Here is a 13,188-nt window from a genome sequence, read left to right as displayed (position 1 = left end):
AGCGCCCATGGCCGAGAACGCGAACGACCCGCGCACCCGCCAGTCCGGACTGGACACCCCGCTCAGCGCGCGCCGCCGCCGCCTGCCCCGCCTCTCCCCGAACCCGGACGCCTTCGGCGAGGCCACCGAGGGCTTCGCCCGCTTCATGGGCACGCCGCAGTTCCTGCTCTGGATGACGCTGTTCTGTGCCCTCTGGCTCGGCTGGAACACCTGGGGTCCGGAGTCCCTGCGCTTCGACGACGCCGCGATCGGCTTCACCGCCCTGACCCTGATGCTCTCGCTGCAGGCCTCCTATGCCGCCCCGCTGCTGCTGCTCGCCCAGAACCGCCAGGACGACCGTGACAAGGTGGCCCTGCGCGAGGACCGCGACCGCGCCGAGCGCAACCTGGCGGACACCGAGTACCTCACCCGCGAGATCGCGGGCCTGCGCCTGGCCCTGCAGGACGTCTCCACCCGTGACTTCGTGCGCTCCGAGATGCGCAGCCTGTCCGACGACGTCGTCGAACAGCTCCGCGAGTCCCTGCGCGAGGAGATCCGCAACGAGATCCGCAACGACCTCCTCGAGGCCCGCTCCGCGGACCGGGACAGGAAGGCCACCAAGAAGGGCTCGGCCACGAAGTCCGGCAAGAAGAAGCGCGGGACTCGACCCGCCGACGCGGAGGACACCTCCACCACCACGCTGGCGCTCCTGGCCGCCGAGGAGGCCGCCGAGGCAGCCGCCGAGCGCCCCCAGGAGGGACCGCAGGCATGAGCGCCCCCGAGATCGTCACCTCCACCCCGACGACGGCTCTGGAGTCCGCCGCTCTCGTCGCCCTGGCGGCGGTGCAGGACCCGGAGATCCGCCGTCCGGTCACCGAGCTCGGCATGGTCGCCTCCGTCAGGGAGTCCTCCCCGGGCCGGCTCGAGGTCGTGCTGCGCCTCACGATCGCCGGCTGCCCGCTGAAGGGCACGCTCGAGGCGGACGCCCGGGCCGCCGTCGAGGGCCTGGACGGCTGCGTGGAAGGCGAGGTGAGGCTCGAGGTGATGACCCCCGAGCAGCGTCGCGACCTGCAGGAGCGACTGCGCGGCTCCCGGCCGGCCAATCCCTTCGGGGAGGGCACGCTCACCCGGGTGGTCGGCGTCGCCTCCGGCAAGGGCGGCGTGGGCAAGTCCACCGTCACCGCCAACCTCGCGGTCGCGCTGGCCCGGCGTGGGCTGTCCGTGGGACTGATCGACGCGGACGTCCACGGCTTCTCGATCCCCGGCCTGCTCGGCACCCACGCCTCCCCGACCCGCGTGGAGGACATGATCCTGCCTCCGGTCGCGCACGGGGTGAAGGTCATCTCGATCGGCATGTTCCTGGACGAGGACCGACCGGTGGCCTGGCGCGGCCCCATGCTGCACCGCGCCCTGGAGCAGTTCGTCACCGACGTCTACTGGGGCGACCTGGACGTCCTGCTGATCGACCTGCCGCCCGGCACCGGGGACATCGCGATCTCCGCCGCCCAGCTGCTGCCGACCTCCGAGCTGCTCGTGGTCACGACCCCGCAGCACGCCGCCGCCCAGGTCGCCGCCCGTGCCGGCCAGCTGGCGAAGCAGACCGGCCAGCGCGTGGCCGGCGTGGTGGAGAACATGGGCCCCATGACCCTGCCGGACGGCACCGTGATGGAGGTCTTCGGCGCCGGGGGCGGCCAGGAGGTCGCCGACCGCCTGTCCCAGACCCTCGGGGCCGAGGTGCCGCTGCTGGGCACCGTCCCGCTCGAGCCGGCCGTCCGCACCGGCGGCGACGACGGCGTGCCCGTGGTCCTCACAGACACCGCCGCCTCCCCCGCGGCGCAGGCGCTGGAGCAGGTCGCCGCACGCCTGGCCGTCCGCCCGCGCAGCCTGCGCGGCGTCGGACTGCCGCTGTCCCCGCGCTGACCGCGGCGTGCCCGGCCGTCGTCGGGAAGGACGACAGGAGGGTCAGGTGGCGTCCACGTCGAACGGGGCGGGCGCCTTGCCGAGCAGGTCCAGCGGATCCGGCTCGGTGTCCGGGTGCGCGGCGGGGGCCTCCTGTGCCATCGCGGCCTCGGCACGGCCGGAGCCCATGAGCGCGGCGGCGGCACCTCCGGCGGCGACGGCGGCCGCTCCCCCGGCTGCTGGGGCGCCGGATGCGGCGGTCCCGGCGGTGGCCGCGGGAGCCGCAGTCTCTGCGGTGGCCGCGGAGGCGGCGGTCGAGCCGCCGCCTGAGGCGCGGAAGATCGTCCGCGGGTCCATGTCCTGGATGTCCTGACGGCTCAGGCCGCCGTGCAGGTCCTCGGCCCGGACGCCGTTGCGGGCGGTGTCGCGGGTGGAGTCGACGGGCTCGCGCAGTGCCTCCCGGATCATGCGGCGCGGGTCGTACTGGCGCGGGTCGTACTTGCGCCACTCGATCTCGTCGAAGTCCTGGCCGGTCTCCTCCTTGAACTGCTCCTTCGCCCCTTCGGCCATGACCTTCATGGAGCGGAGCCAGTCCGTGAACTTCCTCGTGTACTCGGGCAGTCGCTCAGGACCCAGCACAAGAAGGGCGATGAGGACGAGGACGATGAACTCGCCACCGTTGATACCGATGTTCACAGGCTCTGACTCTACTAGAGGCCCGGCCCCCGGGCCACGCCGGTGGACAGTCCCATCGAGCCGAACAGGCGATCGATGCCGCGTTCGAGACGGTCGGTGATCTCGTCCGGGTCGCCCAGGTCGTCCGCCACGCTCGAACGCTCGGACAGGACCATCATGGACAGCAGCTGCTCCACGCGCTCGCGCGGCATGTCCGAGGTGACCACATACCGCGCCTGGCCCACCGGCAGGACCGCCGTCCAGGTGTCCGTGCCGTCGTCCGCGGTCACGTGGTAGGTGACCCCCACCGGGAGGGTGCCCTCGGTGGCCGCCGGGGCGCTGTCCTGGCCCGGGCACGCGGCCGGGACCGCAGACTCGCCCGCACTGCGGCACTCGCGCACGTGCACCGAGCGCTCCTCGTCCGACCAGTCCACGGACACCTCCACCACGTCCTGGTCGCTGGCGACCTCCAGGCCGTGGGGGCGCAGGCCGACCGTCTGCAGCGACGGGACCGCCCAGCCCTGGCGGCGCAGGGCGCGGATCGCCGCCCCGTTCTCCGCCGCCACCGCGGCCGAGGCAGCCCCTGCGGACTCGGCGGAGGCGGCCGGGTCCGCCTCGGACTCGGCGTCGGCGACGATGCTGCGGGCGTCCGCCAGGTCGGGGCTCGACGCCGCGTCGGACGGGTCTCCGGCGACCCAGACGGCCGCCAGGGCGCCGGCGGCGAGGACGAGGACGCCGAGCCCTGCGACCACGAACCGACCCGAGACGCCCTGGGCGGCCATGGCGACGCTCTGGCGGTGCGTCGCACCGGCGGCGAGATCGGCGGCCGTGGATCCATGGCCGGCGGGCGTGACGCCGTGGGAGGCGGGTGTGACGCCGTGGGCGTGGTCGCGTTCGACGCGGCGGGCGGCGGCCAGCACGCGGGCGCGCTCGCGAACGGCGTCGGTGCAGTAGGGACACGACTGAAGATGGGAGGCGACGCGCCGACGGCGACGACCGCTCAGGGTGCCCTCAAGATATCCGTCGAGGCGCCCCAGGGGATGGCGGGCCATCGGTCCGAGCGCCTCCTTCCCTGGATCGGTCCGGAACGGCGGTCGTGCGGAGCCGTCCCGCTGTGCCTGCCATTCTCGTCGCCGCTACTGGGAGAAGGCTGAACCCGAGCCGCCAAGGTCCCGAGACCCCGCGGCCACGAGGGCCGGGACGCGACGCGCCGGGAACCGTACACTGGGCCGGTGGCCCGGTCCGGGCCCAGCGCGGAAGGAAGCAGCACACGTGAGCATGAAGGCCGTCAGCCCCCAGCCCTCGGACAAGCACGCCTCCTGGGCCTATGCCGAGTCCCGCCCCGTCGAGGGCGAGGTCGTGGAGCGTGCCCGTGAGCGCTCGGCCGAGCTCGGCCTGCGGGCGGTCACCCCGGGCACCTCGGCGCTGCTCACCGTGCTCGCCGCCACGCGCTCCGCGTCCGCAGTGGTGGAGGTCGGCACCGGCGCCGGCGTCTCCGGCCTCGCCCTGATGGCGGGTCTTCCCGCGAACGCCGTGCTCACCACGCTCGACGCCGACGGCGACGCGCAGCGCGCCGCCCGCGAGGCCTTCAGCGAGGCGCGCCTGCCCAGCCAGCGCACCCGCATGATCACCGGCCGGTCCCGGACGGTCCTCCCCCGCCTCAGCAGTGGCTCCTACGACATGGTCGTCCTCGACGGCGACCCGGCTTCCCTGCCCTTCGACGTCGACCAGGCCGGCCGCATGCTGCGCCGTGGCGGCCTGCTGGTGATCGTCGACGCACTCGACCACGACCGCGTCCCCAAGCCGGCCGTCCGTGAACCGGCCACCGTCACCGCCCGCCAGGTCGAGCGCGCCCTCCGCGAGGACGAGGCCTGGAACTCGGCGTTGGTCACCACGGGCACCGGCGTGCTGCTGGCGGTGCGCCGCTGACGACCGTGACGCGGCCCCGGTCCGGCCTGCCACAGCCTGGGATCGGTCCCGGCCGCGGCGATCCGGGCACGAGCGAGCCCCCGCCTTTCGACCGTGCGGTCGAAAGGCGGGGGCTCGCGCTGTCTGAAGTGCAGACGAAGGGGCTCAGGCCTCGGTGACTCCCACCAGGCACTCCTTGAGCTCTGCGGCCTCCTCGTTGTTGAGCTCCAGGACCAGGCGGCCACCGCCGTCGATCGGAACTCGCATGATGAGGCTGCGGCCCTCCTTGGTCACTTCCATGGGGCCATCCCCCGTACGAGGCTTCATGGCGGCCATTGCGACTTCCCTTCTTGCTGGTCGGCTCAGGACGACGACCGCCCGGTGCAGGGCTGCGACGTCTCGGGCCCGTGCTCGCCGCCTGTCGGCGAGTCGCCCGTCACACGTTCATTATCCAGGATTCTCCTCGTTGGTGCTAACCGGACCTGCTCCGTCCGCTTCCAGCACCGCGATGCGCTCCTCGCTCCGGCGCAGCGCCTCCTGCAGGCGGGCGACGGTCGCGTCCACCTGCCCGCGGTGGTAGCCGGGCACCGAGTGCGCGAAGCGGACGTGGTCCACGTCGTCCGCCGTGGGCTCGTCCGGCAGCAGCACCGGGGCCGCCGGAGCACCGTCACGGGGGTCCTGCAGCGGGGCGGTGAACCGTCCGGCCAGCACGGCCACCAGGACCGCGACGACCACGGCCACCGCGGCCAGCAGGGTCAGCCAGACCGGGAGCATCATGCCCGCTCCTCCTGGGCCACGGCGCGCACGGCCGCGACCGCCTCCTGCGCGGTGTCCACGACCGACACGAGGTCCAGGTCCTCGGGCGAGATCATCCCGCGGGCGGCGAGCGTGTCTCGCAGCCAGTCCACGAGCGGACCCCAGAACTCTCGGCCCACCAGGACGATCGGAAAGCGGGTGACGGTGCCGGTCTGCACCAGAGTGAGCGCCTCGAACAGCTCGTCCAGGGTGCCCATGCCTCCGGGGACCACGATGAACCCCTGGGCGTACTTCACGAACATGACCTTCCGCGCGAAGAAGTAGCGGAAGTCGATCCCGATGCCGACCCACTCGTTCATGCCCTGCTCGTGGGGCAGCTCGATGCCGAGGCCGACGGAGGTCCCCTCGGCCTCGGTGGCGCCGCGGTTGGCAGCCGTCATCGCGCCCGGGCCACCGCCGGTGATCACCGCATACCCGGCGGCGACGAGCTCCCGGCCGACCGCCCGGGCCAGCTCGTACTCCGCGGTGCCCTCGCCGGTGCGGGCGGAGCCGAACACGGAGACGGCCGGGCCGAGCTCGGCCAGGGTGCCGAAGCCCTCCACGAACTCGGACTGGATGCGCAGCACGCGCCAGGCGTCCGTGGCAGTGGAGTGGACCTGCTCCGCCGGCGGCACCGCGGCGTCGTGGCGGCGCGTGTCCAGCAGCATCTGGTCGAAGGTCGGCCGGCGGGCGGCCTCGCCCCGCAGGGTCTGCGGTCCGCGCCGGAGGCACCGGCGGCGGACGTCGTCGTTCTCAGCCATGACGCCAGCCTATCGGCGCACCGTGACGATCGGGCCTCGGCGCGGATGTCGGTCTGCGCAGAACCTGCGGGCGTTCGGTATATTCCCCGACTATGACGCAGCGCACACCTGAGGCCTCCGCCGCCGCGGAGACCGACGCCCTCATCCAACTGCAGGGCGTCAACAAGCACTTCGGCGACTTCCACGCGCTCAAGGACATCGACCTGACGATCCCGCGCGGGCAGGTAGCGATCGTGCTCGGCCCCTCGGGCTCCGGCAAGTCCACCCTGTGCCGCACCATCAACCGCCTCGAGACGATCGACGACGGCGGCCGCATCCTGATCGACGGGAAGCCGCTCCCGGCGGAGGGTCGCGAGCTGGCCCGCCTGCGCGCCGAGGTCGGCATGGTGTTCCAGTCCTTCAACCTCTTCGCCCACAAGTCGATCCTCGACAACGTGACCCTCGGCCCCATCCGCGTCAAGGGGAAGAAGAAGGCCGCCGCCGAGGCCCACGCCATGGAGCTGCTCGAGCGGGTCGGCGTCGCCCACCAGGCGAAGAAGCTGCCGGCCCAGCTCTCGGGCGGCCAGCAGCAGCGCGTGGCCATCGCCCGCGCCCTCGCCATGGAGCCGAAGGCCCTGCTCTTCGACGAGCCGACCTCCGCCCTGGACCCCGAGATGGTCCAGGAGGTGCTGGACGTGATGGTCGGCCTCGCCACGGAGGGCATGACCATGGTCGTCGTCACCCATGAGATGGGCTTCGCACGCAAGGCCGGCGACCGCGTGATCTTCATGGCCGACGGCGCCATCCTCGAGGACACGGACCCGGAGTCCTTCTTCACGAACCCGCAGCACGACCGCGCCCGCGACTTCCTCGGCAAGATCCTGACCCACTGACCGGAGCACCCGGCACCGGCCCGACCCCCACACCACCGCACCTGACACCCAAGGAGGCCACCATGGCCCGCAAGAAGTTCCTCTCCCTGACCGCCGTCGCCGCCGCGGCCGCACTGTCCCTGTCCGCCTGCTCCCCCTCCGCCACCGAGAGCAGCGAGGAGAGCTCCTCCGCCGACGGCTCCAAGAAGGGCGGCTCCGGCGAGTCGCTGACCATCGGCATCAAGTTCGACCAGCCGGGCCTCGGCTTCCGTGAGGGCTCCAACGACCCGACCGGCTTCGACGTGGAGGTCGCCAGGTTCGTCGCCAAGGAGATGGGCGTGGACGAGGCGGACATCACCTGGGTCCAGACCCCGTCCGCCAACCGCGAGAACGCGTTGGAGAACGGTGAGGTCGACATGATCTTCGCGACCTACTCCATCACCGACGAGCGCAAGGAGCGCGTGGCCTTCGCCGGTCCGTACTTCGTGGCCGGCCAGGACCTGCTGGTCCGAGCGGACGAGGAGGAGATCACCGGCCCGGACTCCCTGGACGGCAAGAACCTGTGCTCGGTCACCGGCTCGACCTCCGCGCAGAAGATCAAGGACGAGTACTCCCAGGGCGTGAACCTCGTGGAGCAGGGCGGCTACGCCGAGTGCGTGACCTACCTCGAGTCCGGCCAGGTGGACGCCGTCACCACCGACGACATCATCCTCGCCGGCCTGGCGGGAACCGAGGCCAACAAGGGCAAGTTCAAGGTGGTCGGCGACCCGTTCTCGGTCGAGCGCTACGGCGTGGGCCTGAACAAGGACAACGACACCTGCCAGCAGATCAACGACGCCATCCAGAAGATGAAGGACGAGGGCGCCTGGGAGGAGGCGCTCAAGTCCAACACCGAGGGCACCGGCTACGAGGCCGACGACGAGCTCAACTCCGGCGCGGACGCCGAGTTCGAGTCCTGCGACTGATCCTGCCGTCGGTGATCGCCCACCACCGGTGACCACCCACCAACACGGAGCCGACCGGGTCGGCGGCGTCCTGCACGGACCCGCCGGCCCGTCCGGTCCGCCCCTGTCTCACCCCTGGGAAGGCCCATGGAATCCCTGACCACCCTCTTCGAGCAGTACGGCTCGCAGATCCCGGTCGCGTTCTGGATGAACATCAAGCTGACCGTCCTCGCGGCGATCGGCTCGTTCGTCCTCGGCGTCGTCCTGGCACTGTTCCGGATCTCGCCGGTCGCCTCGCTGCGCGCCGTCGGCACCGCCTACGTGCACCTCGTCCGCAACACTCCGCTGACGATCATCATGCTCATCGGCGTGCTCGCCGTCTGGGGGCAGCTGAAGATCACGTTCGCGGACGACTTCACGCTGAACTTCTTCATCTTCGCGGTCATCTCGCTCTCGCTGTACCACGCGGCGTTCATGTGCGAGGCGATCCGCTCCGGCGTGAACACGGTCCCGCAGGGGCAGGCCGAGGCCGCCCGGGCGATCGGCCTGGGCTTTTTGCCCGCCGCCCGCCTCGTGATCCTCCCGCAGGCCCTGCGCGGCGCGATCACGCCGATCGGCAACACCCTGATCGCGCTGACCAAGAACACGACCGTCGCCGCCGCGGCCTCCGTGGCCGAGGCCTCCGTCCTGATGAAGACGATGATCGAGTTCCGGCCGGACGTCATGGTGGCGATCTTCATGACCTTCGCCGTCGGCTTCTGCCTGATCGTCATCCCCATCGGCCTGCTGACCACGTGGGCCTCCGACCGTCTGGCGGTGGCACGATGAGCGCCCGGTCCGTCCTCTTCGACGCGCCGGGGCCCAAGGCCCGCCGGAACGTGTTGATCGTCAACGTCGTCGCGCTGATCGGCGTGGCGATCGTCGCCTGGATCGTGTTGGGCATGCTGAACGAGCGCGGCCAGCTCGAGCCCTCGCGCTGGATCAGCGCCGTCAACGGCAACGCCTGGTCCAACTACTACCTGCCGGGACTGCAGTTCACGCTCCAGTCCGCGGCGATCGCGGTGGTCACCTCGGTGCTCTTCGGCCTGGTGTTCGGCTTCCTCCGTCTGGCGCCCTACGCGCCGATCCGCGCCGTCTCGGGCGTGGTCGTGGAGTTCCTCCGCGCCGTGCCCGTGCTGCTGATGATGGTGTTCTTCTATCAGGTGTTCGCCATGCTCGGCCGCGCCGGCGTGGTCCCCTCGGCGGACGGCCCGTACTTCGCGGTGATCGTCGGGCTGACGCTGTACAACGGCGCGGTGATCGCCGAGCTCGTGCGCTCCGGCGTGAAGTCCCTGCCGAAGGGGCAGCGCGAGGCGGCCGCGGCGATCGGCATGACACCGAACCAGTCCCTGCGCCTTGTGGAGGTCCCGCAGGCCCTCGTGGCGATGCTGCCGTCCCTGCTCAGCCAGTTCGTGGTGATCCTCAAGGACTCCGCCCTCGGCTACCTGATCGGCTTCTACGAGCTGCTGCAGTACGCGCGTCAGCTCGGCTCCGGCCAGGGCAACATCCTGCAGACCCTGGTGGTCGCCGCCGTGGTGTTCATCGTGATCAACGTCCTGCTCACGTGGCTGGCCACCCTGCTGTCCACGAAGCTCTCGTCCAAGACCGCCGGCCGCACCAAGCCGCGTGCCGGCTCCTCGGCCGTGAAGGTCTGAGCCGGCCCGCCCGGGCGGTGGACGACGACGGCGCCGGCACCTCTCGGACGGAGGTGAGGGCGCCGTCGCCTCCGGATCGCCTCCGGATCGCCTCCGGATCGCCTCCGGGTCGCCTCTGGATCGGCTCCGGGTCGCCTCGGGGCCGCCAACGGCGATGCTCGGCCGCTCAGCCGGCCAGCAGCCAGGCGCGCAGCGCCTGCAGGCAGGCGTGCACCTGCCCGCGTCCGACGTGCTCGTCGTCCGTGTGGGCGAGCAGGGCGTCTCCGGGGCCGAAGTTCACGGCGGGCACGCCGAGCTCGGAGAAGCGGGCCACGTCCGTCCACCCGTACTTGGGCTTCGGCTCGCCGCCGACCGCGGCCACGAAGCTCGCCGCCGCGGCCCGGTCCAGCCCGGGGCGGGCCGCCGGTGAGGCGTCCGTGACCTCGACCTGCCCGTCCCAGTCCACCCCGGCGGCCTCGAAGACCTCACGGACGTGGGCATGGGCCTGCTCCAGGGTCTTGTCCGGGGCGAAGCGGTAGTTGACCTCCACCGTGCAGGCGTCCGGGATGACGTTGCCGGCTACGCCGCCGGTCACGCGGATCGCGTTCAGGCCCTCCCGGTACTCCAGGCCCTCCACGGTGATCGTGGCAGGCTCGTAGTCCGTCAGCGCCGTGAGCAGCTGCCCGGCGTCGTGGATGGCGTTGTGGCCGCGCCAGGCGCGGCCCGAGTGGGCGGCGACGCCGCGGAAGGTGACCCGGTACCGGTTGGTGCCGTTGCAGCCGCCCTCGACGACTCCGTCGGTGGGCTCGAGGAGCACAGCGAAGTCGGCCTCGAGCAGCTCTGGGGCCTCACGCGCCACACGGGCCAGGCCGGAGCGCATCGCGTCGACCTCCTCATGGTCGTAGAACACCCAGGTGACGTCATAGGCCGGAGCCGGCCCGTCCGCCGCGCCGACGAGGCCCGCCAGGGCCAGCTGCACGGCAACACCCGACTTCATGTCCACAGCGCCGCGGCCGTAGAGGACGTCCCCGTCCCAGACCGACGGGACGGTGCCGCGCGAGCCCTCCACGGTCGGCAGCGGCACGGTGTCCAGGTGACCGGCCAGGATCACACGCTGCGGCAGTCCCAGATCCGTGCGGGCGACCACACAGTCGCCGATGCGCGTCGTCTCCAGCCGGGGCAGGGCACGCAGCGCCTGCTCGACGGCGTCGGCCAGCGGCGTCTCCCAGTCGGAGACCGAGTAGGCGTCCAGCAGGGTCGCCGTGAGCTCAGCCACGTTCGGGCCGGCGGCCAGGTCCGGCAGATCCACCGGACGGCCGGCGTACGGGTGCGGGGTGTCTGTGGTGGTGTCCATGGCGCCAGTCTAGGAACCTGCTGCCCTGTCCGCCCTGCGGACGACCGTGTGGTGAGACGGCAGACGGGCGGGGCGTGCGCCGTCGTCGTGCTGGCTAGGTGTAGGAGGTCATGACGTTGTTGACTCGGGCAGGACCAACGGATATGCCGACGGGCACCGGATCTAGAACCTGGCGTTCCCAGGCCTCACCCTGCAGGAGCAGGTTCCCAGGCCTCACCCCTGAAGGAGCAGGCCGAGCCTGCCGACACCCAGACTGCCCTGCGTAGGCCAGACACCGTCATCATCGGGATCGACATCAACGACCTGCACGTCGAGCATGGGCCAGTCCGCACCGCGGAGCCGGTGGCTGTTATGGAAACCCCGTACACCCGGTTGGAGGGGCCGGGTGCTGGCCCGTGATCTTGACGCCCGTGTGGGTTGACGTCGGGCGCGCTGCCAAGCTGTTCGGTATGCGGGTACGAGCCCAAGACGCCGCGCAGTACCGCGACCATCTGTTCCGCTGAGATTGGCGGACCAACCGAGACGCCCTGGGTCTGCGGTCCGTTCTGGGTGGATATAGACGCTTTAGCCTTACCAGTTGCAGGCTCGAGCAGGGTTGCCACTGAGCACCGCGCCGAGAATTCCCGAGCGCCACCCCGGCCAGCTCTTTCGGTAGCTTTCAAGATCGATATTTATCGTCCCCGGCAATCCCGTGACGTGACAGTCCCACTGCTGGGCCATTGTATCTTTCGCCATGGAACGCGGGTGATACTCCCGCAAGTCCTTGAGACCCTCACTGTAGACGTAACGAGGGTTGAAGGGCTGATACCAACGCGCCAGGGCAGTGACAGTGAGTCGCAACTCCCATCCACCATTTGCCCACCGCTCATGCTTTACCTCCTTAATCATTCCTCGGCTGTATGCAGGGTCTGCTACGACTGGATATTTAATCCCCTCTACATCTGCATGATCAATCCGCTGCACGAGAGTTGACCCATCGAGCTCGTACGATGTGGGCACAGGATCGCCTTTCGCGTCCACCGCCCAGGGGGGAGTGAACCCTCCAATTAGGTCGCCTTCAAGATCTTCAATAAGGACCCCTCCGCGCACCCTGAAGGCAATTGCCCCCTCAGGGAGACCGAGGCCATACTCATATATTTCCGGAGAATCTGCATTATGGATAATGGTGGCCATTTGAACATCACTGCCACCTCGAATCGATGTCACAGTCGTGAACTCTTCGCCATAATTCTCGACTACCCCTGGGGAAATTCCGACGGCATCTTCTGCGCCCGAGCCAAAGGGTCGATAGATTTCGATATATTCGCCCCCCTCTGCACTGATCTGCACGGGACCGCTTGGAGACGACGGCACAGTTACCGCCGACCCCTCACTCTGGAATAAGATTTTGTCGTCTGCGCTAATGTCACTGACATCAATATTTACAGCTTGCCCCAATAGGTCGTACTTTTCTTCAATGAGTGAATCCGAAACTTGATTTAGTGCATCAACTGAATCTGGTTTCAGATCCAAGGCGCTTGCTGGCACTGCAAGCGATGCGACGAGTGCAGTGCACCCAAAAACTGCTGCGCCATAATCCAATCTTAATGCAATGCGCATCTGGACACCCTTTCTAAGGTGTGGCATAATAAACGCCATGAACTCAACGGGACGAAACAGGGGAAACAGGCGGTTAATACTTTGGATTCTAGTGATCTTGCTTGTGATTTTTGGGGCAATGACACTGGTTCTCTCAGGTGCGCCCGCCCTCATCTTGGACCCCGACCCCGAGACTGACCTGGGCTCCACACCAGGATCCTATATCCTAGACATCACACACCAGTTGTAGGACGTCATGACGTTGTTGACTCGGGCCGGGGTCAACGAGGTCAGCGGGGCGTCCCCACAGGAGGTATGAGGCAGATGGTAGTTGTAGCGATTCACCCACACCGCCAGGGCCTCACGGCGAGCCTGTTCTGACTTGTAGGGGCGGGCGTAGAGGACCTCATCGACCATCAGCCGGTTGCACCTCTCCACCTTCCCATTATGGCGCGGGGTGTAGGGCCGGTTCCGGTGATGCCGGCCTCCGAGCGAGACCACCGTCGCGGTGAAGTCCGCAGCCCGGTCGCTGCTTCCGTTGTCCGTGACCACCCGGTCCACGGTGATGCCGTGGGCGCCAGATCTTGCAACCGGGAGAGGCCCAGCCGGTGCAGCCACAGTCCCACGGTACGAAGACACACCCGGTGTCCCTCGGAGGCGAGGTGGTGATGGATGCGCCCTGTGGACCATCCTGAGTCGGTCGGTGAGGGTCAGGGTGTCGCGCGTCAGACTTAGTGGCAGGGCCGTTATGTAGGTCCTGAAGGAGAGTCA

14 protein-coding genes and 1 pseudogene are annotated in these 13,188 nt (G+C 69.7%); 7 read left to right on the top strand and 8 right to left on the bottom strand.

Going from position 1 to position 13,188, the window contains the following annotated elements; genetic code table 11:
- Nucleotides 1–7 precede the first annotated feature (7 nt).
- Together FM125_RS04405 and FM125_RS04400 are read left to right on the top strand one after the other, a co-directional pair.
- Entirely contained in the window at nucleotides 8–751 is a 744-nt protein-coding gene (locus FM125_RS04405) for a DUF1003 domain-containing protein (protein WP_087133766.1), read from the top strand.
- Complete coding sequence (locus tag FM125_RS04400; RefSeq protein WP_087133765.1) at nucleotides 748–1,899, top strand: Mrp/NBP35 family ATP-binding protein; 1,152 nt, start codon at nucleotides 748–750, stop codon at nucleotides 1,897–1,899. The genes FM125_RS04405 and FM125_RS04400 overlap by 4 nt, the downstream gene beginning before the upstream one ends.
- 42 nt (nucleotides 1,900–1,941) lie before the next feature.
- Here the strand turns inward: FM125_RS04400 and FM125_RS04395 are convergent, their stop codons facing one another.
- Together FM125_RS04395 and FM125_RS12390 are read right to left on the bottom strand one after the other, a co-directional pair.
- Nucleotides 1,942–2,574 (bottom strand): twin-arginine translocase TatA/TatE family subunit, encoded by a 633-nt coding sequence (locus FM125_RS04395; RefSeq protein ID WP_245829799.1) that lies wholly within the window; start codon nucleotides 2,572–2,574, stop codon nucleotides 1,942–1,944.
- Between the two features lie 14 nt (nucleotides 2,575–2,588).
- Nucleotides 2,589–3,605: a zf-HC2 domain-containing protein gene (locus FM125_RS12390; RefSeq protein ID WP_087133764.1), complete on the bottom strand. Its 1,017-nt coding sequence runs from the start codon at nucleotides 3,603–3,605 to the stop codon at nucleotides 2,589–2,591.
- Nucleotides 3,606–3,831: 226 nt separating this feature from the next.
- Here FM125_RS12390 and FM125_RS04385 point away from each other — a divergent pair, with 226 nt between their 5' ends.
- Entirely contained in the window at nucleotides 3,832–4,482 is a 651-nt protein-coding gene (locus tag FM125_RS04385) for an O-methyltransferase (protein WP_087133763.1), read from the top strand.
- Nucleotides 4,483–4,626: 144 nt separating this feature from the next.
- Here FM125_RS04385 and FM125_RS04380 read toward each other — a convergent pair whose 3' ends face one another.
- The 3 genes from FM125_RS04380 to FM125_RS04370 all read right to left on the bottom strand — a co-directional run bounded on the left by FM125_RS04380 (nucleotide 4,627) and on the right by FM125_RS04370 (nucleotide 6,017).
- Complete coding sequence (locus FM125_RS04380) at nucleotides 4,627–4,797, bottom strand: DUF3117 domain-containing protein (RefSeq protein ID WP_070637713.1); 171 nt, start codon at nucleotides 4,795–4,797, stop codon at nucleotides 4,627–4,629.
- Nucleotides 4,798–4,908: 111 nt separating this feature from the next.
- Nucleotides 4,909–5,238: a DivIVA domain-containing protein gene (locus tag FM125_RS04375; protein WP_087133762.1), complete on the bottom strand. Its 330-nt coding sequence runs from the start codon at nucleotides 5,236–5,238 to the stop codon at nucleotides 4,909–4,911.
- On the bottom strand, nucleotides 5,235–6,017 hold the full coding sequence (locus FM125_RS04370) for an LOG family protein (RefSeq protein ID WP_087133761.1): 783 nt from the start codon (nucleotides 6,015–6,017) through the stop codon (nucleotides 5,235–5,237). Before FM125_RS04370 ends, FM125_RS04375 begins: the two co-directional genes overlap by 4 nt.
- 92 nt (nucleotides 6,018–6,109) lie before the next feature.
- Here FM125_RS04370 and FM125_RS04365 point away from each other — a divergent pair, with 92 nt between their 5' ends.
- From FM125_RS04365 to FM125_RS04350, 4 genes are all read left to right on the top strand, one after another.
- Nucleotides 6,110–6,889, top strand: a complete 780-nt coding sequence (locus FM125_RS04365) for an amino acid ABC transporter ATP-binding protein (protein WP_067189020.1) — start codon at nucleotides 6,110–6,112, stop codon at nucleotides 6,887–6,889.
- Between the two features lie 62 nt (nucleotides 6,890–6,951).
- Entirely contained in the window at nucleotides 6,952–7,833 is an 882-nt protein-coding gene (locus FM125_RS04360; protein WP_067189018.1) for a glutamate ABC transporter substrate-binding protein, read from the top strand.
- A gap of 126 nt (nucleotides 7,834–7,959) precedes the next feature.
- Nucleotides 7,960–8,640, top strand: coding sequence for an amino acid ABC transporter permease (locus tag FM125_RS04355; protein ID WP_067189016.1), 681 nt, complete (start codon nucleotides 7,960–7,962; stop codon nucleotides 8,638–8,640).
- Entirely contained in the window at nucleotides 8,637–9,506 is an 870-nt protein-coding gene (locus tag FM125_RS04350) for an amino acid ABC transporter permease (RefSeq protein WP_087133760.1), read from the top strand. The genes FM125_RS04355 and FM125_RS04350 overlap by 4 nt, the downstream gene beginning before the upstream one ends.
- A gap of 166 nt (nucleotides 9,507–9,672) precedes the next feature.
- Here FM125_RS04350 and dapE read toward each other — a convergent pair whose 3' ends face one another.
- The 3 genes and pseudogenes from dapE to FM125_RS04340 all read right to left on the bottom strand — a co-directional run.
- On the bottom strand, nucleotides 9,673–10,839 hold the full coding sequence (gene dapE / locus FM125_RS04345) for a succinyl-diaminopimelate desuccinylase (protein WP_087133759.1): 1,167 nt from the start codon (nucleotides 10,837–10,839) through the stop codon (nucleotides 9,673–9,675).
- Nucleotides 10,840–11,409: 570 nt separating this feature from the next.
- Nucleotides 11,410–12,438: a hypothetical protein gene (locus FM125_RS11720; RefSeq protein WP_143745219.1), complete on the bottom strand. Its 1,029-nt coding sequence runs from the start codon at nucleotides 12,436–12,438 to the stop codon at nucleotides 11,410–11,412.
- Nucleotides 12,439–12,636: 198 nt separating this feature from the next.
- Nucleotides 12,637–12,993, bottom strand: a pseudogene (locus FM125_RS04340) (integrase core domain-containing protein); the annotation flags it as partial.
- Between the last annotated feature and the right edge of the window lie 195 nt (nucleotides 12,994–13,188).

The sequence above is a fragment of the Micrococcus lylae genome (assembly GCF_900163825.1).
Taxonomy (GTDB): Bacteria; Actinomycetota; Actinomycetes; order Actinomycetales; family Micrococcaceae; genus Micrococcus; species Micrococcus lylae.
This window is presented reverse-complemented; position numbering and strand designations above follow the sequence as displayed.